The sequence below is a fragment of the Oceanobacillus sp. FSL W7-1309 genome, from assembly GCF_038002145.1.
GTDB lineage: Bacteria > Bacillota > Bacilli > Bacillales > Amphibacillaceae > Oceanobacillus > Oceanobacillus profundus.
On record NZ_JBBOBX010000001.1, the window covers coordinates 507942 to 527840 of the forward strand.

17 protein-coding genes, 3 pseudogenes and 1 riboswitch are annotated in these 19899 nt (G+C 36.6%); of the genes and pseudogenes, 8 read left to right on the forward strand and 12 right to left on the reverse strand.

What is annotated here, in order from left to right:
• Nucleotides 1–25: 25 nt before the first annotated feature.
• From NST46_RS02345 to hxlA, 4 genes and pseudogenes are all read right to left on the reverse strand, one after another.
• Nucleotides 26–1677, reverse strand: a pseudogene (locus NST46_RS02345) (IS1182 family transposase).
• A gap of 106 nt (nt 1678–1783) precedes the next feature.
• Nucleotides 1784–2917: a zinc-dependent alcohol dehydrogenase gene (locus NST46_RS02350; protein WP_065180902.1), complete on the reverse strand. Its 1134-nt coding sequence runs from the start codon at nt 2915–2917 to the stop codon at nt 1784–1786.
• A gap of 541 nt (nt 2918–3458) precedes the next feature.
• Nucleotides 3459–4016 (reverse strand): 6-phospho-3-hexuloisomerase, encoded by a 558-nt coding sequence (gene hxlB / locus NST46_RS02355; protein WP_118890492.1) that lies wholly within the window; start codon nt 4014–4016, stop codon nt 3459–3461.
• 7 nt (nt 4017–4023) lie between these two features.
• Nucleotides 4024–4656: a 3-hexulose-6-phosphate synthase gene (hxlA, locus tag NST46_RS02360; RefSeq protein ID WP_118890493.1), complete on the reverse strand. Its 633-nt coding sequence runs from the start codon at nt 4654–4656 to the stop codon at nt 4024–4026.
• Between the two features lie 249 nt (nt 4657–4905).
• On the opposite strand from hxlA, the pseudogene NST46_RS02365 reads away from it, so the two are divergent.
• The 7 genes and pseudogenes from NST46_RS02365 to NST46_RS02395 form a co-directional block, all read left to right on the forward strand.
• Nucleotides 4906–6075 (forward strand): annotated as a pseudogene (locus tag NST46_RS02365) (transposase); the annotation flags it as partial.
• Nucleotides 6068–6277, forward strand: coding sequence for a hypothetical protein (locus tag NST46_RS02370; RefSeq protein ID WP_095308359.1), 210 nt, complete (start codon nt 6068–6070; stop codon nt 6275–6277). The pseudogene NST46_RS02365 and the gene NST46_RS02370, both read left to right, overlap by 8 nt.
• Nucleotides 6278–6301: 24 nt before the next feature.
• Nucleotides 6302–6439 (forward strand): hypothetical protein, encoded by a 138-nt coding sequence (locus tag NST46_RS02375; protein WP_251660673.1) that lies wholly within the window; start codon nt 6302–6304, stop codon nt 6437–6439.
• A 167-nt stretch (nt 6440–6606) separates the two neighbouring features.
• A complete protein-coding gene (locus NST46_RS02380; RefSeq protein WP_095308358.1) occupies nt 6607–6852 on the forward strand; it encodes a DNA alkylation repair protein in 246 nt (81 codons plus the stop codon).
• A gap of 255 nt (nt 6853–7107) precedes the next feature.
• Nucleotides 7108–7207: riboswitch (TPP riboswitch) on the forward strand.
• Nucleotides 7208–7357: 150 nt separating this feature from the next.
• Entirely contained in the window at nt 7358–8110 is a 753-nt protein-coding gene (locus NST46_RS02385; RefSeq protein WP_095308357.1) for a 3-oxoacyl-ACP reductase, read from the forward strand.
• A gap of 81 nt (nt 8111–8191) precedes the next feature.
• Nucleotides 8192–9502 (forward strand): LLM class flavin-dependent oxidoreductase, encoded by a 1311-nt coding sequence (locus NST46_RS02390; protein ID WP_303448833.1) that lies wholly within the window; start codon nt 8192–8194, stop codon nt 9500–9502.
• Nucleotides 9503–9989: 487 nt separating this feature from the next.
• Nucleotides 9990–10487 (forward strand): annotated as a pseudogene (locus tag NST46_RS02395) (transposase); the annotation flags it as partial.
• 64 nt (nt 10488–10551) lie between these two features.
• On the opposite strand, the gene NST46_RS02400 reads toward NST46_RS02395, so the two are convergent.
• From NST46_RS02400 to NST46_RS02435, 8 genes are all read right to left on the reverse strand, one after another.
• Entirely contained in the window at nt 10552–11331 is a 780-nt protein-coding gene (locus tag NST46_RS02400; protein ID WP_095308354.1) for an IclR family transcriptional regulator, read from the reverse strand.
• Nucleotides 11332–11359: 28 nt separating this feature from the next.
• Complete coding sequence (locus NST46_RS02405) at nt 11360–12625, reverse strand: TRAP transporter large permease (protein WP_251660676.1); 1266 nt, start codon at nt 12623–12625, stop codon at nt 11360–11362.
• Nucleotides 12626–12646: 21 nt separating this feature from the next.
• Nucleotides 12647–13171 carry a TRAP transporter small permease gene (locus NST46_RS02410; protein ID WP_341136699.1) on the reverse strand — a complete coding sequence of 175 codons (525 nt, stop codon included), beginning with the start codon at nt 13169–13171 and terminating at the stop codon, nt 12647–12649.
• 69 nt (nt 13172–13240) lie between these two features.
• Nucleotides 13241–14296: a DctP family TRAP transporter solute-binding subunit gene (locus NST46_RS02415; RefSeq protein WP_158586318.1), complete on the reverse strand. Its 1056-nt coding sequence runs from the start codon at nt 14294–14296 to the stop codon at nt 13241–13243.
• A complete protein-coding gene (locus NST46_RS02420) occupies nt 14280–15476 on the reverse strand; it encodes an iron-containing alcohol dehydrogenase (RefSeq protein ID WP_341136700.1) in 1197 nt (398 codons plus the stop codon). Before NST46_RS02420 ends, NST46_RS02415 begins: the two co-directional genes overlap by 17 nt.
• 138 nt (nt 15477–15614) lie before the next feature.
• Entirely contained in the window at nt 15615–16559 is a 945-nt protein-coding gene (locus NST46_RS02425) for a U32 family peptidase (RefSeq protein ID WP_187393191.1), read from the reverse strand.
• A gap of 96 nt (nt 16560–16655) precedes the next feature.
• Nucleotides 16656–18122, reverse strand: coding sequence for an alpha-ketoglutaric semialdehyde dehydrogenase GucD (gucD, locus tag NST46_RS02430; RefSeq protein ID WP_095308349.1), 1467 nt, complete (start codon nt 18120–18122; stop codon nt 16656–16658).
• Between the two features lie 494 nt (nt 18123–18616).
• The gene (locus NST46_RS02435) at nt 18617–19018 is read right to left on the reverse strand and encodes a hypothetical protein (RefSeq protein ID WP_095308348.1); all 402 of its coding nucleotides are present in this window, start codon (nt 19016–19018) and stop codon (nt 18617–18619) included.
• A 446-nt stretch (nt 19019–19464) separates the two neighbouring features.
• Here NST46_RS02435 and NST46_RS02440 point away from each other — a divergent pair, with 446 nt between their 5' ends.
• Nucleotides 19465–19773 (forward strand): hypothetical protein, encoded by a 309-nt coding sequence (locus NST46_RS02440; RefSeq protein WP_144029179.1) that lies wholly within the window; start codon nt 19465–19467, stop codon nt 19771–19773.
• Nucleotides 19774–19899 lie beyond the last annotated feature (126 nt).

Here is a 19899-nt window from a genome sequence, read left to right on the forward strand (position 1 = left end):
GAGGCTGAGACATAACTAGCCTAAATTACTGAAAAATGGTTCCGATCATCGGTTTTTGATGATCCGAACCATTTTGCTTTGGATTATTTTTATTATCTACTGTTTGATTTCTGTTCATGGGGGTGTACTTCCTCAAGTTTACCGCCATGAACGCAAAACCTAATTCATTTTCCACTTTTCCTTTTCCCCTCACAGAAAAGCGAGTGAAGCACAAATTAGCCTTCAGAAATCCGAAGACTGGTTCCACATCTATTTTATGTTTGCCGTAAATTTCTCCAGTTTCTTTATTCGAAAGCTGTTCTCTTATATATTCTTTTTGTTGTTCCCATTTTTCGTTATAATAAACTTTTCGGTTATTTCCTTCTTTTGCTTTTGTGCATAAGGAACGTAACGGACAATCTGAACAGTCTTCACATTCATAGACTTTAAATGTTCGTGTAAATCCGTATTTGTCTGTTCGATTAGATAGGTAGCGGAATGACAATGTTTTATTATTTGGGCAAGTAAACGAATCTTCCTCTTCATTATATTCCCAATTAGCTAAGTTAAAAGCGTCATTTTTATATTTCTTTTTCTTCTCTTTTCGATATTGATTATATGTAATGAGAGGTGTGCGTTTTCGATTCTCTATGGTATCTTCATAATTTTGTTCACTTCCATAACCTGCATCAGCCACGATATATGGAGGTAGCTCAAAGAAGCCTTCCTCTATTTTATCCAGAAAGGGGATGAAAGTACGTGTATCAGTTGGATTTGGGAATACATCATAAGCGAGCACATATTGTCCTTCTGTCGCAGCCTGCACATTATAACCTGCTTTTAGTTGGCCATTCTTCATATAATCATCTTTCATTCGCATAAAAGTGGCATCGTGATCCGTCTTCGAATAACTGTTACGTTCTCCGAAGATCTCCATGTCGTTTTGATATTTTTGTTTGCGTGCCAAATAATCCTTAAATTGTTTTCGATATTGTTTTGGTGCTTTACGCTCTGAACGGAGTTTTTTACGCTCGCTTACACCTTCACTCTCTTCTATTTTTTTGTCATATTTTTCTACCTTGTCGTCTAGCTTTTCCACTATTTTTTCGAGTTCTTCGGTTGATATTTATCCAGACTTTCTCGTTCTATTTCTGGAATAACTTCCTTTTCCAATAATTCATCGTACACTTGGTTAGACTTCTCCACCAAATTAGTACTATATTTTTCAATCGATTTACGCCAAACAAACGTAAACTTATTGGCATTGGCTTCAATCTTCGTTCCATCAATAAAAATTGCTTCCTCATCAATTAGTTTTTCTTGGACAAGTTGGCAGCGAAATTGAACGAAGCATTGACGTAGTAACTCCTTCACTTCTGGATGCACACGAAAACGATTGATGGTACGATAACTTGGTTCATATCCTTGTGCTAACCACATCATGCGTACACTGTCTTTTAATAACCCTTCTATCTTTCTGCCAGAAAAAACAGATTGCGTGTAGGCACACAGAATAACCTTCATCATCATTCGCGGATGATAGGCAGGACAACCGGTAGTACGCAAAAACTTAATGAATGCCTCATCTGGAATACTTTCCACCACATCGTTCACAGCGTAGGCAATATCATTTTCTTGAAGTTTTATTTCTAAATCTAACGGCAATACAACTTGATTCATGGTATAATGTTTAAACATAGGGACACCTCCGAAAATTATTGTCTGGTAACTTTAATTTTATCAAAAGGTGTCCTTTTTAATTACTGGGGTTTTGTCCCAGCCTCTTTTTGGAAAGAGAAGAGTATTACGGTTTTAAAACGACTTTTATACATTCATCCTCACGATTATTAAAAATTCGATAACCATGACTTGCTTCTTCAAGGGACATTTTGTGTGTGATAATATCTCTTGGGTCAAATTCGTTATTTGTTATTTTTTTAAACAATTCTGGCATAAAATGAATGACTGGAGCCTGTCCCATTCTAAGATTAATATTTCTAATCCAAAATGCACCTAATGGAAATAGATTATAGTTACCTCCATAAACACCAGTCATTTGCACTGTCCCATACTTTCGGACAGCTTTAGTAGAAATTTGAATAGGTCCAAGGGTTCCGCCCTGCAGTTTGAATTTTTGTTCCAGAAACTCTAGGGGGGATTTCTTTCCATCCATACCTACACAATCGATGACGACATCTGCCCCACCATGTGTGATTTCTTTTAAATGTTCCCCCATATCAGGGTATTTTGTGAACTCAAATACCTCAACATTGTTCATCTTTTTCGCATGATTGATTCGGTAATCCAAGTAATCAACTGCTATTACACGCTTTGCACCTTCCATCCAGGCAAATTTTTGTACCATCAACCCAACAGGTCCGCATCCAAGAACAATAACTGTATCGCCTGATTTTACACCTGCATTTTTTACACTCCAATAAGCTGTTGGCAGAACATCCGATAAAAAGAGCAGTGACTCATCCTCCAATTCGCATGACTCCGGGATAACAAAGGGAGTGAAGTTTCCAAAAGGGACTTTTAAATATTCAGCCTGACCACCCGGATGGTTACCGAACTTCTCAGTATAACCAAAGTATCCGCCAGAATCATAATGAGGGTTTGAGTTATCACATTGGCTTTCCATTTCATGTTGGCAATAAAAGCAATGTCCACATGAAACATTAAAGGGAACGACAACACGGTCTCCCTTTTTTACTTTTGTGACTTCAGGTCCAACTTCTTCCACAATACCCATTGGTTCGTGGCCAATAATATATCCTGGGGGTAATGGCATGTTACCTTGATATAAATGCAAATCAGATCCGCAAATAGCGGTAGAAGTAATCTTAACAATAATATCGTCTTTTTTTTCTAATTTTGCATCCTCTACTTGATTAACCTGTACATGATTTGGTCCTTGATAAGTTACAGCCTTCATAAAAGCAGGGCCCTCCTATTTCTAATACTGTTAACAGTCCTAACTATGGTTAACAAAGAAAGTAAATAATATACACTCTTAGCGTAATTGTTTTATGTAAGTTAAAGAAGTTGCACAATTATTTATAGACTGATTGGTAAAACCGATAGTCTATTTTATTATCAATAGGGTACACCCTATTGATAATAGTTGGCTCCTTGGGATCATTAGCTTATCATTTCAGGAGATATTTTGCGCTTATTTTAAGTGTTATTTTGCACATCCAACTTTAAAACCCAACTACCTTCACATGAGAAGATTAGCTGAGTTTCTTAGTCGATGCTATTCCACAATCACTTTTGCGAAATGATGGATTTGTTTATTTTTTGTCTTCAAATCTGTTTTTGACTTTACATTATAGAATAAATGGTAATATACGGAAAAGACCACAAACTTACAAAGAATGTGGCCTTTTCTGTATATTTTAGCTATGCTCTATTTTAGATAGGTATTTACCCGTTAATTTAATTATTTAAAGTAGGAGAAAATAATTTATTTTTCTCTATTCGAGATTTGCATGTTTACCATACATTTTATTAGAATCTAACCCTTTTTTCTCCATAAAACGCAAGATTATGGCATCATAAAATAACAACATCGTTTGCTCAAATAGAGATCCCATTGGTTGAATGGTCTTGTAATCACCTTTAGACTGGTCTTTCGTTACCCCCGGTAATTTAACAATAATATCAGCTAATTCTCCAATGGTTGATTCAGGAGAAATGGTTACAGCTGCGACTTTACCACCTAAGCTTTTAGCTTTTTCGGCAATGGCAACTAAGGTTTTGGTTTCTCCTGAACCTGAACCAATGATTAATAGATCGTCCTTTTCTAAATTAGCTGTTACTGTTTCACCAACTACATAGGCATCAATCCCCATGTGCATCATTCGCATTACAAAAGATTTACCCATTAATCCAGATCTGCCCGCACCAGCCACAAAGATTTTCTTGGATTCTAAAATCTGGTTTACTAATTTCTCTGCTTCTGAATCAGAAATTAAGTGGACCGTTTGACTTAATTCTTGAACGACTTCGGCTAAATATTGAGTAGTCTTCATAGTTGAATTAACCTTGTGTAATTAATTCTTGCATTTCGCGAGCTGTATCTTTTTTATTTTCTTTACTCGTGATTCCGCCACCTACGATAACTAAATCTGGGTTTTGTTTAATTACTTCAGGAAGTGTTTCTAATTTGATTCCACCTGCAATGGCCGTTTTCGCATTTTTAACAACGCTCTTGATGGTCGCAAGGTCTTCGAAAGAATTCTTTCCAACAGCTTGAAGATCATAACCTGTGTGAACGCAGATATAATCAACACCAAGTTCATCTAATTCTTTTGCACGGGCTGCAATATCCTTCACAGCGATCATATCAGCAAGGATTTGTTTACCTTGTTTTTTCGCTTCTTCTACTGCGCCTTTGATTGACTCATCTTCTGCCGTTCCAAGAATCGTAATGATGTCAGCGCCTGCAGCAGATGCTTGGCTTACTTCATATCCAGCTGCATCCATAATTTTTAAATCAGCTAATACGGTTAAGTTAGGAAATGCAGCTTTTACTTCTTTCACTGCTTTAAGACCTTCATTGATCACCACAGGTGTACCAATTTCTACAACATCAATATGCTCTTCTACCTCTTTCACTAATTCAATTGCTCCGGGAATATCGACAAGATCTAATGCTAATTGTAATTTCATTTATACTCACTCCTTATAGAATATTTTAATTTGTTGTACTAAGTGGCTGTCAATAGACATGGGCAAATGTTTCCTTTTGAAAATCTATTTACTCACTAGCACGTTGTTTAGTATACTCATTATGTTGCGAAATTAAAAGTACGCACTTTTACCACATATAGTGCTAAAAAGTATACTATTGGGTAAAATAGGAGGGGGAGTGACATGTATGCCAAATTTATCTTGGGGCGTTAAGCGAAACGAGCCAGGGATGATCGGGTTTTAATTGCTTGTCTGATTGCTTGGGGCACCAATATGGGGTTGGGGAGAATGGGTGAAATCTCCGACATCGGTTATCCCCTGCTTGCGGCTACATCTGAGAACTTTATACGATTGGAAACCTTAAAAGAAGCCAATGATCGCATCAGTAATGCTGTTCGAAGGCTGCCGATCTTTCACCACTTTGACATTAATGAGGTCATTCATTCGAGCAGTGACGGGCAGAAATTTGAGACGAGGATCCATACGATGCGCTCCCGTCATTCCCCCAAATATTTCGGCTTAAATAAGGGGATCGTTTCCTATACAGCGGTGGCCAATCATATTCCCATCAATGCCCGAGTCATTGGCGCAAATGAGCATAAAAGTCATTACGTGTTCGATATTTTATACAACAATACAACCGATATCCGACCGGATGTGCATTCCACCGACACCCATGGAACCAATGAAGTGAATTTCGCCATTCTTCACTCTTTTGATTATGATTTTGCACTCCGCTACAAGGATATCTATCGTACCGTGAGCAAGTCGTTATCCGGATTCAAACACCCGAGCCAATACGGGGATGTCCTCATCAAACCTGTTCGAAAAATCAATACGAAGCTGATTATTGAGGAATGGGACAATATCCAGCGTATTCTATTGTCACTTGCATTGAAATCTACAACACAGAGTATTATCATTGGGAAACTAAGTGCTTACGCCCGCAAAAACAAAACCATGCGGGCCTTGTGGGAGTACGATAACATCATCAAGAGTTTGTACCTTCTGAATTATATAGACTCCCCACCCCTACGTCAAAATGTGCAACGTACCCTGAATCGGGGTGAAAGTTATCATAAATTAAAGCGAGCCGTATCCTATGCGAACTTTGGTAAACTCCGTTTCAAAACAGAATAAGACCAACAAATTTGGGACGAATGCAGTCGTCTCATCGCCAATTGCATCATTTTTTACAATGCCAGTCTATTATCCAATATGCTAGAATACAGAGACAGGGAAGCCCTCAATTCAGATGTATTGAAACGCATTTCCCCCGTTGCATGGCAGCATATTAATTTTTACGGGCATTACGAATTTAACAAATATCCGGAATCAGTTAACATGGATGCCATTATCCAAGAGTTGGCTCAATTGGAGGTTATTCCGAATGAATAATTCATATCCATTCGAAGGAAAGGTGAGAATCAATGAAACCAGAACCAAATTGGCAGCCCGTTCTAAACCGCATATATTAGACGATGCCACAGTCAACCGTGTCATCCGATCCTACACGGAACAGCTTGAATTTGCGCCGATCTACGAAAGGCAACTCGTCAAGTGGCAACAGGAAACGGATTTATCGTCGGCGCAACTGTAGGAACTGCAACGGCTTCAAAATCAGGTGAGTGAATTGAAACAGGCCGTTACCGATATTTTAGACTTGGCCAATGAACTGAAAGAGGGAACCATTGAAAAAATGTTATCGAAAAGTGACTTTAACGTTTCATTCATCCTTATCGGCTATAGTGAAAGATACTAACAAGTTGTATATAAATATCCACCACACGTTGTCTTAGAAGCTCATTAACCAAAACAAAACTCCCAAACAAACAGTTTCCCGAATAATAAAAAGCAAATAGGCCACAATAAACATGAAAATCAGAAAATGACTGTCATCACTAAAAGACATATGGAGGTGCAATACGGATCAAGCCATACCGTTGTCCAAATTGCAAAACAAATAAATCCCGCTTTAATCTCATTGAGCAAATCGCAATACCTGTTAAACTAGACGCAAAAACTGGAGAATTACTGGAAAGTTATACAGATGAGAGTACGGAAATGTTCCATCAGATGTATAAGGGGCCAAAATACCGTATTCAATGTGGGATATGTGGTTTGATAGAGAATGAAAATACATTTGAACAGTTTGCTAAATATGCAGGTTTTTAATGTTTGTATGTGTGTCTGCTGCGACCCTAATGATTTTTTGTTGTTGAGAAAACATTTATTTGAACAAACCTTTTAAGGAACCTAAACTCTGTTAATTAATGATCGATTATAAATATGAATCCATTATGATCAAGAGTATAAATTGAATAAAAAAACAATCACGTTTTTATAGCAAAAAATCATAAAATTACGTTAACCATCCCTATTCCCTTGACATAAATTTCTAAAGATTATAACATATGGATATAACTTAATTATATGCACTAGGGGTGTTATTTAACTGAGATGAGTATTACTCAAACCCTTTGAACCTGAACTAGTTGAAACTAGCGTAGGAAAGTGTAAACTCTAAATACATACTTAAAGAACATTTATGCCTTATTCTTAATATGTAGTTATTTGTTTTTACGCAGCTTTCCTATGGGAAGGTTGCGTATTTTTTATTTTATCTATCATTTTTATGATGTAAGTTTCACGCTAAATTAATAGTATAGGAGTGGTTAGGATGATTAGAACAGTATTAGTAACAGGCAGCAGCAGAGGGTTAGGGGCAACTATTGCAAAGACATTGGCACAGCAAGGATTTCAAGTGGTTATCAACTACTATCAAAGCAAAGAAGCTGCTGAGAAGCTCGTTTCTGAGATTGGTGAAGAGAATGCTATTGCCATTCGGGCTGATGTAACAAATCGTAAAGAAGTAGATGAATTGATAAAAAAAGCAACGGAATATTTTGGCCAAATAGATGTTGTCGTCAATAATGCATTAATAGATTTCAAGTTTGATCCAACCAAACAAAAATCCTTCACAGAACTTACATGGGAAGATTATCAAAAACAACTGGATGGTACGTTAAAAGCAGCATTTAATGTCGTTCAAAGCGTCATCCCCCAATTTATTGAACGACAAAATGGAAGTATTATAAGCATTGGTACAAATTTATATCAAAATCCTGTTGTACCCTACCATGAATATACAACAGCAAAAGCTGGATTAATCGGTTTTACACGTAATATCGCTGCCGAATTAGGTGTATATGGCATAAAAGCGAATGTAGTTTCAGGTGGATTATTAAAAACAACTAACGCGAGTGCCGTTACAACACCAGAAGTATTCGATTTAATTGCTCAATCAACGCCATTGAAGAAAGTGACCACACCTCAAGATGTAGCCAATATGGTCGCTTATTTATCTTCAGAAAATGCTGACGGTATTACAGGGCAAAATTTCACAATAGACGGCGGTTTAACAATGAACTAATAGCTTAAAATACGATAGCTGATCCTTCAAAAACGGAATGTACAAGACAGTTAATAATGATGTATGTTGAGGTGTAAATAAATGACAAAAACGAAAGAAAGACAACTGCATTTAGGTGTTTTGCTGTATGGTTGCGGACACCATCAAGCTGCTTGGTTAATGCCTGACTCAAGCATTGAACATATTGGGGAGATTTCTTATTATCAATCTTTAGCACAGGTTGCGGAAAAAGGTTATTTTGATGCAGTATTTTTTGCTGATAATCAATCATTTCCGGCTAAACATGCCAGTGATATGCCAGCATTTTGGTTTGATCCAGTAGTCAATTTAACAGCTATTTCCCAAGTGACAAATCATGTTGGATTAGTTGCAACAATTTCAAGCACTTTTTCTAATCCTTTCACAGCTTCCCGGCAGCTCTTAAGCTTAGACCATATTACAAAAGGGCGTGTTGGCTGGAATCTCGTTACCTCCATGACTGATTTAGAGGCGTTGAATCATAGTATGGAAGAGCTGCCTCCTCGTGACAAACGTTATGAAAAGGCAGATGAATTCGCTGCTTTAATGAATAAGTTATTTATTTCATGGGATGATAATGCGTTTCTGCATCAGCGGGAAGAAAGAAAATTGATAAACCCATCAAACATTCAGCCTTTTCATCACGATGGTACGTATTTTAAAGTGCATGGCCCATCCACCACGCCAAAAAGTCCGCAAGGCAAGCCAGTATCCATGCAAGCGGGGGCATCTAAACAAGGCATTGCATTAGCCGCAAAATATGCCGATGCAGTCTATTCCGTGTCGTGGAACTTAAAGCAAGCAAAAAGTTTTCATAAAAAATTAGATGAACAAGTTAAACAAAGCGAAGACAGCAATAGACATATTAAAGTATTCCCAGGCCTAGTAACTTATGTAGGGCATACACGTGAAGAAGCTTTAGCCAAAAAAGCAGCTTTAGATGAGCAATTACCTATTGAAACAGCTTTAAAACAGTTGAGTTTCTTTATTCAGCAGGACTGTTCGAATTGGGAAATTGATAAAGCAGTCCCTCCATTACCTCCAGTAGAAGAATTTACTGGTCCAGTTGGACGTTACGAAACAATACTGGAAATTATCAATGATACCCAGCCTACAGTAAAAGAATTATTAGGTTATCTCAGTGCAGGCGGTGGACATCACACACTAATAGGTACACCCGAAGAAATTGTGGATCAAATGGAGGTCTGGTTTGAAGCTGGTGTTGCTGACGGATTTAATCTAATGCCTCCTACATTACCCGGCAGTTTAGAAGACTTTGTGGAACTGATTGTTCCTGAAATGCAAAGAAGAGGGATTTTCAGAAAGAATTATGAAAGTCATACCTTCCGTGAACATTTAGGGTTAAACAAATAATGAAAGTGCTGCACTATTATTTTGCCATTGAAATAGAGCAGCACAGTCAAAATTAAACAACCTGTTATCTTGGACTTGAAATTATGAATACAAAGAAAATAAATCCGGTAATGAGTAGTTAAGCAAATCTATTATAGATTTAACAAGTGAGGAAACTTAAACAGGATATAAGTTCCGATTACATTAATAAGAAAAAAGAAAAACCAGGCAAACCCCGACCGGTCCTTTTAGAAATTGATATTTAACCGTTACACTAATCTATTTTTCTCTTTCGCTAACCGAATAACTTCTCTAATCGTATTCCTTGAATGACCACAGTTCGAAGCCACCTCACTCTGTGTGACTCCCTGCAATAAAGCCTTAGAATTTCTGGATACTGAAACACAAAATAACTCCTATATAATAAATTTGCACGTATGTGCTCCTTTATTATATAGGAGGTTGGGTCAGTCATGTATTACGTAAATCACACATTATGTCCCAAGTAGTGAGTGGTTTGAAAGAAGGAGTACGAGCAATTTTCCCTGACGTAATCGTTCAATGATGCATGGTTCATTTGATTCGTAACTCCGTCAAATATGTTCCTAGTAAGGATTATCCCCAAAGCGTTAAAGAAAGTCTATGGTGCACCATGCCTTAAGGCTTGCCTAAGTGTTTTTGAATATTTTCAACAACAAGGGGCTGCATATCCAGGAGCTATTGATTTATGGACAAGAAACTTCCACCATGTCTAGCAACTTTATGATTATGGAAGTTCCATTCGTAAAGTTATGTACACAACCAATGCGGTAGAAAGTATCCATTCCAGCTTTAGAAAAGCAACCAAAAAAGGAGCATTCCCCAACGAGAACGCCTATTAAAAGTATTATTTTCACGGGTAAAAGAACTTGAAACCAAATGGGAAGGTGGCCATATCCAAAACTGGGCAATGGTTATGAACCAACTACTTCTCCAAAACGAGCTAAAAGATAGAGTGTTAAAGTAGCTTGAGTAAACTGGGACTTACACACTTTATTTGACAGACCCGGCTTTGCTCTTTCGTCGATCGTTTATCTCTCCATTAATGAGTTATTAGATTGTCCAGATCGTTCTGAAAGTCTTCTTGCTAACTTAACAACTTCTTCTCTCGCCACGTCTTTCTTTTTCTGCCAATGATTTGTTGTCATGACAATACTTACTCCTGCAATGATTTCGTTTTTATGGTTAAACACTGGAGCAGCGACACAATGAATTTCTTCGGCAGATTCCTCATGTTCTTCGGCAAATCCACGCTCTCTAGCCAATGTTAGTTGTTGATATAACTCATCTACTGACTCAATAGTTTTTTCAGTCTTTGCTGGTAAAGGTTCATCTGGATAAATCGCTTTTAATTCTTTATAACTAAATTGGGAAAGTAATATTTTTCCAATCGATGATGCATAGGCAGGAAATCTCATACCTGGCTCCGTGACTAATTGGAGCATGGAATCTCCTCTCATTTTACCTGTGTAGACGACATACCCATTATCGAATATACCCATTTGTAAGTTCTCATTAATGACTTTTTGTGTTATTGCACCCTCCTCGTAATAAGCTTGTAAAATATTAAACTGACTTAAATAGGAAGCACCAATATTTGCAATCGTAGTACCTAAAGAATATACACCACCATTATTTTTTCGAATCCATCCTAATTTCTCAAGCGTATTTAACAATGTAAACATACTACTTTTATTAATATCAAGTTTCTTTGATAGATCTATCATCCGGTATTTATTTGGATTCAAAGCAAGTAATTTTAGAATTTTATCTGTTCTCTCTATAGCTGGGCTCCAATACTTTTCTTTCATTTTTTATCTCCTCTAACTTACCTTACTATTATTCAGAAAGAAGTAATAAACTTATCTCTGGTATTATTATAAGTATAACCAAATTTAATAGCATCAGTAAAATAAATGGAATAATACTTTTTATCAGCTGATTAAACTGGATATTAGCTAATGATTTCGCGACAAACAAGTTCACACCTAAAGGTGGGGTAAGCAATCCGATAGCCAAGTTAAAAATCATTAATACACCAAAGTGAATAAGATTAATATCATAAGTATTTAGTAACGGTAGTAAAATCGGAACGATTAAAATGATTGCTGCATTTGTTTCCATAAATGTCCCGACAACTAGTAATACTAGAGTTATAATAAATAAGAATACTAAAGGACTTTCCGTAACAGATGACAATGCACCTGCAATTTTCGATGGAATTTGTTCAACAGTAATTAACCAACTCATTAGGTTTGCTGTTGCTACAATGAATAATACCATTGCTGACAATGTTCCCGCTTCAACAAAAACACTTTTTAACTCAGATATTTTCATCGTACGATAGATAAATAAAGAAACGATTAAACCATAAATACATGCAACAGCACCTGATTCCGTAGGAGTGAACCAACCTAAATAGATTCCACCAAGTATGATAAGTGGCATTAATAAACCAAGGATAGAACTTTTAAGACTCTGAAAGAATTTTTTAATACTTGTTTTTTCTGAACCCTTATATCCTTTTCTCTTAGAAATGATAAAACAATAGATAATTAAAGTTAATCCCATTAGAAGTCCAGGTAATACTCCTGCAATAAATAAGTCTCCCACACTTGCATTTGCAGAGATTCCAAATGTAATAAAAGGGATACTAGGTGGTATAATAATACCAATTGTTCCACTAGCTGCAATTAGTGCGATTGAGAACTTCTTATCATACCCTTCTTTAATCATAGCAGGTACTAAGATACTTCCAATCGCAACTACTGTTGCTGGAGCAGAACCAGATATGGCTGCAAAGAACATACTAGAAATAACTGCAATAATCGCAAACCCGCCGGTAATGGACCCGACAATACTTGCAGCTAAATCAACCAAGCGTTTTGATATACCACCAATCTCCATAATTTTCCCTGCAATCATAAATAAAGGAATAGCCATTAAAGAAAAGACGTCTAATCCTGTAATCATTCTTTGTACCGCTACAAAAAGATCTAAATCCCCCAAGTACAGTACTAAAATGGACGCTAACCCCACAGCGATAGCAAGAGGTACGTTTAATAATAAAAGACCTATTAATGATGAGAATAGCAATGCTGCCATCTCTCTCCCCCCCTTCGATTATTAAGAAACCTTCTGATCTAAATTATTTGTATTTTCAATAGTTTTTCCATAGAAAATATCATTAACAAACAAAATAATATATCGTATTAACATTAAAATAGACCCTACAACAATGGAGAAATAAACAATATACATTGGAATTTGCATTGCAGGAGAGGTTTGCCCCGTTTGCATTAGATTATTAACGAAAGGAATACCTGCTAAAATGACTACAAGACAATAGATCGAAGAAACAATATAACTTATTGTCCGTAACACTTTGTTAGCTTTTTCATTGAAATAAACTACTAAAACGTCCAACGTAATATGAGCTCCCTTTTTCACCCCATAACTCACTGCGATAAACGTTGCCCAGATCATTAAATATCGAGACAATTCTTCAGACCATCTTAATTGGGCATCAAAAAAGTAACGACTAATAAAACTAGCAAAAACAGCCATTAACATCGAGAATAATAGAATAAATATCAAATTCTCCTCAACCTTAGTTAAAATTTTATCTGTCTGGTTTAATATTTTCTTCACATGATTCACCCCTTTAGGAAAAGTAAGAACAATAAAAAAGGATAACTTCTTTATTGTTCTATTTTTATGTTAATTTGACTCTACTTCAGCAATAGCATCTTGTAATTCTTGATATATGTCTTCCCCAATTTTAGGGATATAAGAATCTACAACTGGTTCCGCTAATCTCTTGAATTCTTCTACCTGCTCATCCGTTAATTCTAGCACTTCTACACCTTGCTCTTTAATGTAGTCAATACCCGCTGCTTCTTGATCTCTGTTCATTTGCCGTTGAATATCACTCCAGTTCTTCGTTTCCTCTACTAGAATAGTTTGTACATCTTCTGGCAGACTGCTGAAATAAGCGTCATTTACAATAAATGCATACACTCCATTTACGTGAGAAGTTAGAGAGATATATTTTGTTACTTCATAGAAACGCATTCCCTCGATTAGGGAGAAAGGGTTTTCATATCCATCAATAACATCTTGTTGTAAAGAGCTATATAATTCTGGAAACGCAATTGGAGTCGGGCTACCACCAAATGCTTCAATCATATCCATATGTGCTGGGTTTTCTTGTGTTCTAATTTTTAAACCTTTAACATCATCTGGAGTTTCGATTGGATGAGAGTTGTTTGCCATATGGCGAATTCCGTTTTCTCCCCAAGCTAGACCTCTAATCCCTGTTTCTTCTAACATTGAATCAAACAAACTATCCCCAAATGGACCATCTAGAACAGCATCTGCAACCTCTTGACTATCTAAAATATAAGGCAAGTCAAGAATCATCATTTTTTCAAAGAATCCAGAGAATGGTGCAGTAGACAAAACTGCCATTTCAATCGATCCCATTTGTACACCTTCAAGTTGCTCTCGTTCACCACCTAACTGGCTATTAGGATATGTTTCAATAATAATTTTGCCTTCGCTTCGATCTTCAACTGCTTTTTTAAATTCTTGTAAAGAGTTTTCTAACCTGTCATCTGTTGCAGCAGATGAGTGAGCAACACGAATGGTGAATGTTTCACCATTTCCGTCTGCACTATTATTATCCCCTCCAGAGGCACCGCTAGAAGCATTTCCACAAGCAGCTAACAATAATACTAATACGATGATTCCGCATAACTTACACAAAGCTTTCATGTTTAACATCCCTTTCATTTAAGATTCCGTCATAAGAATTCTTAATAATTTTTTCCACATCTTTTGCAGTAGTTAATCTAGGATTAACCAACACATTTCCACTTCTCATGGAGTCTTTGACAAGTTTATCTAATTGCGAAATATCTACACCTAATTCCTTTGTATTATTAGGGATATCGTATGAGTGATTCCATTCCGCAATAGTATCAATTACTTTATCCGCAATAATTTCTTTAGAGTCATTAGCAGTATCAATCCCCATCGCTATAGCAATATCTACCATTTGATCCAAACATGCTGGTGCATTAAATTTGAGAATAAAAGGCAATAGTGTTGCATTGGCGATACCATGCGGTATATCGAATAGCCCTCCAAAAGATTGAGAGATAGCATGTACATTCCCCAATCTAGTTTGCGAGAATGCTAAGCCTGCCAACATTGATGCCTCTAACATATTTTCTCTACTTTCTCTATCTGTACCGTAGAAATAAGCTTTGGATAGATTTACAGATATTAAAGAAATAGCATGAAGAGCAACAGAACCACTAATTGGATTATTTTCCTTTGAAATATAAGATTCAATGGCATGTGTTAAAGCATCCATACCTGTCGCAGCTGTAATGGATGGAGGACATTTCATTGTAAGTGAAGCATCCAAGATTGCTAAATCAGGGAAAATTTTTTCGCTAATGATAGCAGCTTTAAATAATGTATTTTCATCCGTAATCACTGTAGAAGCTGTTACTTCACTACCAGTTCCTGACGTGGTAGGGATAGCAACGGTGTAAATTGGCTCATTTACAAGTTTCTCTACCCCTTCGTAATCAAGGATATCTCCTTTATTCGTAGCCATTACACCAAGTGCCTTCGCCGTATCAATGGAACTTCCTCCACCGAACCCAATCACCGCATCAAAGGAATGATTGGACAAAACTTCTGCACCTTTTCTTACTGTTGATGTTTTTGGATTCGGCTCTACTTCATCAAATATTTCATAATGAATATTATTCTCTTCTAAAGACTGTAGAGAAGAACTTAATAATCCTGCAGTAGTAATCCCTTTATCCGTAACAATCAGTACGGAATATTTATTTTCATACTTTAATATTTCTCCTATTCTACTTGCACTATTTAATTCAAAGATAACCTTTGTAGGCATATAATAAGTATAATTATACAAACTTTATTCCTCCTCGATTACGATCTTCTAAAATGCCTCAAGCTCCATTTTGAGGCAATCACAATAAATTGTAAGCACTTTCATTTGTTCCACCGACCCATTATCTATTTATAGAATAATAGAGAATCGGTTCTTAGTTTAACTTTTAGTTTGAATAACCTTCGCTACTCCTAATCCTTCAGCTCCTAATTTGGATGTTTTTGCTTCAGGATAATAGCGTTCAATCATTTGTAGACCTAATGCAGCACGGTGCACTCTTTCTTTTACTAAAGATACATTTGTACTTTCCCATTGTTTTCCAGATGGGTAAACATCAGGGTGGTTTCTTAATCCGAACTTAATATATAATGGGGACAACACACGAATAATTTCAGGAATTTCATAATACCTTAGAAAACCACCAAAGTTATCTGGGACTTCAACATATAAATCAATTGGAATATCAATTGATTGTCGAATAGCAGCAAGTTTAGGTAAAGTTAGCGCTGTTGGAACATTATAAGTATCCGCACCAAGATCTTGCATGAGTTTTACCGATACAGGATTACCTGCACCAATTTGTACCGACGCTTTTATGATAAAGTTATTCGGTAATTGACCTTCTTTTTTCATTTCCTTCGTTAATAGCAATAATCCTTCGTCTGCTACTAATGCTCCGCGGAGCCCTAAGCTAGCTCCTCTTTTTAAATCTTCCATAGCATATATTAGTTGGTCAACACCTTCGTGACGTAACCCCATCGCCTTCCCACTAGAAGTAAAAGGTTGTGCACTAATATCCCAAGTACCACGTGGACCTACGAATAAACTTAATTCCATTCCTCTTTCTGCCGTTAACTCACACATTTCTTTAATTTCATCATCCGTTAACAACATAATACCGCTACCTTGGGAAATGCGGTGAATTTCTAGTCCGTATCGATCAATCTCTTTTAAGGTTTCTCTCAGCGCTACCGGACCTTCCGTGCTAGGTAATTCGATTCTATATTGTGCACCATCTGGAAAACGTTTCGGTGATGTCGGTAATTTCCTTAAATCACTAGAAGGGTAACCGAGTTTTTCCAGTAATTCTTGAGATTGTTTCATAATCACACTCCTCCATTCGGTTACGTGTCTTTCCCAGAGATAAGGGGATAAAAGAAGACACCAATATCCCCTGTCCCCGGAGAACTAAGCTCAAATTTAACCTTTAACAAATACAGTCTTGATTTCTGTGTAGAACTCTTTTGCCGCTTCGCCTTGTTCTCTAGAACCAGTACTTGTTGCCTTCATTCCACCAAATGGAGCCTGCAACTCTACACCAGCACTTTCCGCGTTGATTCGAACAAGTCCAGCTTCAATTTCATCTACAAATTCCAGGAAAGATCCGATATTTGTTGTAAAAATAGAAGCACTTAATCCGCATTCAGTATCATTTGCTTGAGTAATCGCATCTTCTAGATCTGTTGCCTTAAATAATGCGATAACTGGTCCAAATATTTCTTCTTTTGCAATTCTCATATCGGCATCAACATCTCCAAAAATAGTTGGTGTAACGAAGAATCCATTACTATATTCTCCATCTGTCAGAACTTCCCCACCAGCAAGTAGAGTTGCTCCTTCTTCCCTTCCAATTTCTAGATATTCTTTAACAGTGTTAAATTGTTGTTCATGCGCACATGGTCCCATCCAAACGTCTTCCCCTAGTGCGTTACCAACTTTGATTTCTTCCGTTTCTTGAATAAGTTTCTCTACGAATTGATTATAGATGCCTTCTTCTACAATGACTCGACTAGTTGCGGTACACTTTTGTCCAGTAGAACGGAATGCCCCACTTATTACTGCCTCGACCGCAACGTTAAGATCAGCATCCTTTGTAACGATAACTGGGTTTTTCCCACCCATCTCTAGTTGGAACTTAATACCACGTTCTGAAGCAGATCTCGCAACTACTTTTCCAATGGTATCCGAACCAGTGAAGGTAATTGCTTGAATTTTTGAATGATCAATAAGGTTTTGTCCAACAACTGATCCAGATCCAGTCACAAAGTTAAGTACACCTGCTGGTAAACCAGCTTCCGCCAAGCATTCTACAACTTTAGCTGCAGTTACTGCCGCTTCTGTAGCAGGTTTAAATACGACTGTGTTTCCATATATTAGTGCAGGTGCAATTTTCCAAATTGGAATTGCAACCGGAAAATTCCACGGAGTGATAATCCCAACAACTCCCACTGGTACACGCTTCGTATATAATAGCGCATCTTTATCTGTCGAAGGAATCATGTCTCCATCTTTTCTCATTCCTTCACTAGCATAATAGCGAAGAATTGCTACACCACGAGCCGTTTCTCCTTTCGACTCAGGAAGAGTTTTCCCCATCTCTCTTGCCATCGTCTCAGCTATTTCATCTAATCTACCTTCTAGGATATTTGCAGCTTTATATAAATATTGAGAACGTTCCACTTTTCCAATCTTTCGCCAAGATTTCCTAGCTTGGACAGCTGCTTCTACAGCCATATCTAAATCCTGCTTATCTGATTTTTGAACATATCCAACAACCTCATGTTTATTTGATGGATTCATACTCTTTAATGTTTCATTTGAAGAAGATTCTTCCCATTTGTTATTGATTAAATTTTTAAATGTCCTTTCGGTAGTAACCGTTTCCATTTTACTTCCTCCTTTTAGAATTGTTCCTAGATTCTTACTTAGAATCAAAAGGCTTAATTAAGTAATTTAAGTTTTGGTTTATTATAATAAACCACATTCTTTATAATAAACTTTTATGTTTTAGAGACTATCATATTTCATGAATTGTTGCAATACTTTATTTAGATTTAATTTACCAATAAATTAAAAAAGCCTTACAGTCAACATTTCGTTAAACTGTAGGGCTTTTAATTAGTTTATTCTAGAATTTAAACTATGCATAGAATCAAATAAAAAAGTGTTTTTAAGATCCTCTCAACTAATAAATATTCAATAGACTTTTAAGTAACCCAAAGAAAAGCTATCCACCTTATTACCAATCTCATAAAATGAATAACTGCCATAAGCCCGCCAAGTACCGCATGAACTGAATAGGAATAGTGCAATAAATAAGAAAGTAAATTCAAGTGGTTCTGTAATACCAGTTAAAACCGCTGTTAATGCAACAGGTACAATTAGTCCCCAATTGTCTTTTTACGTTTTTCTGGTTTACTTGCTAGAATAATAGCAATTGCAATACCTAGTGATCCAAACACTTTTGTATTCCCATACATCATAAATCCAGCTCTTGGAAATAGAGTCGTCATAGACTCAGAGGAAGCAGCAATGTTCCCTAAGTTGGTAAACCAGTTTGTGAGAAGTCCCTCATTAACTGCAGCAGGAACATATACAAATGGTTGCCACATAAAGTGATGTAAGCCAGTTGAACCATCTTGAACCCTTCCATCCATTTCATCTGGTTCCTCAACAATTTGTTGGATGATCGTTATCGTTTCATTCGCCTCCTCCAAAGATTCACTCATGGATTCATTTACAAGCGTTAAGCTAGATGATTCTTCTTGTATTCCAGCCGACATTTGCTGTACAGCATCAAGAATATGCTGACTGGACTCATGTATCGTTGTATTATCGGTACTAAAGTGGTTGATATTATTTTCTAATATATCCGTTCCTTTTTCAATGGCATGGCTTTGGTATTAGACATCTATTTCACTCCTTCTTGGAATCTGTTGATGAAAAACCTTTGTTGTAGTACAACACAAGAATACCTAGAAGCAAGGTCACTGGATTAAAAAATAAAAAAGGCTATTCTCAAAATAATTCTGACCTTTTTAAGCTTGGAACTTCATATATGCTAAATTTAAAACAGACAGTTCACCAATCTCGATGTTTAGAATAAAACCAATTTGTAAATACTAGTTTCAAAGAACAAAAGAAAGGTGGAATTAATATGCCCCGAATTTCCATGGTGCCCTTCGATAATTTAGTGAGGATATACAGTGAAACTCCTCATAAGAATGATATGGAAGCAATGAAACACCTTGAAATTGCTTTTGAGAAAGGTATGATAGAAGTTTTAAAAGAGATTGCTTACACTGAACTCTTAAAGTATGAAAATAGAACTGATAATCTAAACTATAGTGACAATGCATATACAGAATTGGACGATTCATTAAACAATGCCCTAGAGCAATGCAGTACCAAAGAACAAGAAGATGCATTTTTTAATCTTGAATCAGCGCTCAACCGAATAACCGTACTTGAATCTGAAAAACATTTTATTGGCGGTTTTATTACAGGATACAAATTTTTAAAGGAGATTGGACAATAGGGCTATTATTTTAAGATAAAAATCGTTGCATGGTGGAGTGACAGGTAACTAATTATGTTACAGTTGCGTTAATGGATTCAGTCATTCATCATGAATACATCTTGAGCTTTACTAAGAACAGTTATC

What these genes read in the sequence shown, in the direction of transcription:
- NST46_RS02350 (WP_065180902.1), bottom strand. Translation starts at nt 2,917, where the DNA reads ATGAAGGCTGTAACTTATCAAGGACCAAATCATGTACAGGTTAATCAA.
- hxlB (WP_118890492.1), bottom strand. Translation starts at nt 4,016, where the DNA reads ATGAAGACTACTCAATATTTAGCCGAAGTCGTTCAAGAATTAAGTCAA.
- hxlA (WP_118890493.1), bottom strand. Translation starts at nt 4,656, where the DNA reads ATGAAATTACAATTAGCATTAGATCTTGTCGATATTCCCGGAGCAATT.
- NST46_RS02370 (WP_095308359.1), top strand. Translation starts at nt 6,068, where the DNA reads ATGAATAATTCATATCCATTCGAAGGAAAGGTGAGAATCAATGAAACC.
- NST46_RS02385 (WP_095308357.1), top strand. Translation starts at nt 7,358, where the DNA reads ATGATTAGAACAGTATTAGTAACAGGCAGCAGCAGAGGGTTAGGGGCA.
- NST46_RS02390 (WP_303448833.1), top strand. Translation starts at nt 8,192, where the DNA reads ATGACAAAAACGAAAGAAAGACAACTGCATTTAGGTGTTTTGCTGTAT.
- NST46_RS02400 (WP_095308354.1), bottom strand. Translation starts at nt 11,331, where the DNA reads ATGAAAGAAAAGTATTGGAGCCCAGCTATAGAGAGAACAGATAAAATT.
- NST46_RS02405 (WP_251660676.1), bottom strand. Translation starts at nt 12,625, where the DNA reads ATGGCAGCATTGCTATTCTCATCATTAATAGGTCTTTTATTATTAAAC.
- NST46_RS02415 (WP_158586318.1), bottom strand. Translation starts at nt 14,296, where the DNA reads ATGAAAGCTTTGTGTAAGTTATGCGGAATCATCGTATTAGTATTATTG.
- NST46_RS02425 (WP_187393191.1), bottom strand. Translation starts at nt 16,559, where the DNA reads ATGAAACAATCTCAAGAATTACTGGAAAAACTCGGTTACCCTTCTAGT.
- gucD (WP_095308349.1), bottom strand. Translation starts at nt 18,122, where the DNA reads ATGGAAACGGTTACTACCGAAAGGACATTTAAAAATTTAATCAATAAC.
- NST46_RS02435 (WP_095308348.1), bottom strand. Translation starts at nt 19,018, where the DNA reads ATGTCGGCTGGAATACAAGAAGAATCATCTAGCTTAACGCTTGTAAAT.
- NST46_RS02440 (WP_144029179.1), top strand. Translation starts at nt 19,465, where the DNA reads ATGGAAGCAATGAAACACCTTGAAATTGCTTTTGAGAAAGGTATGATA.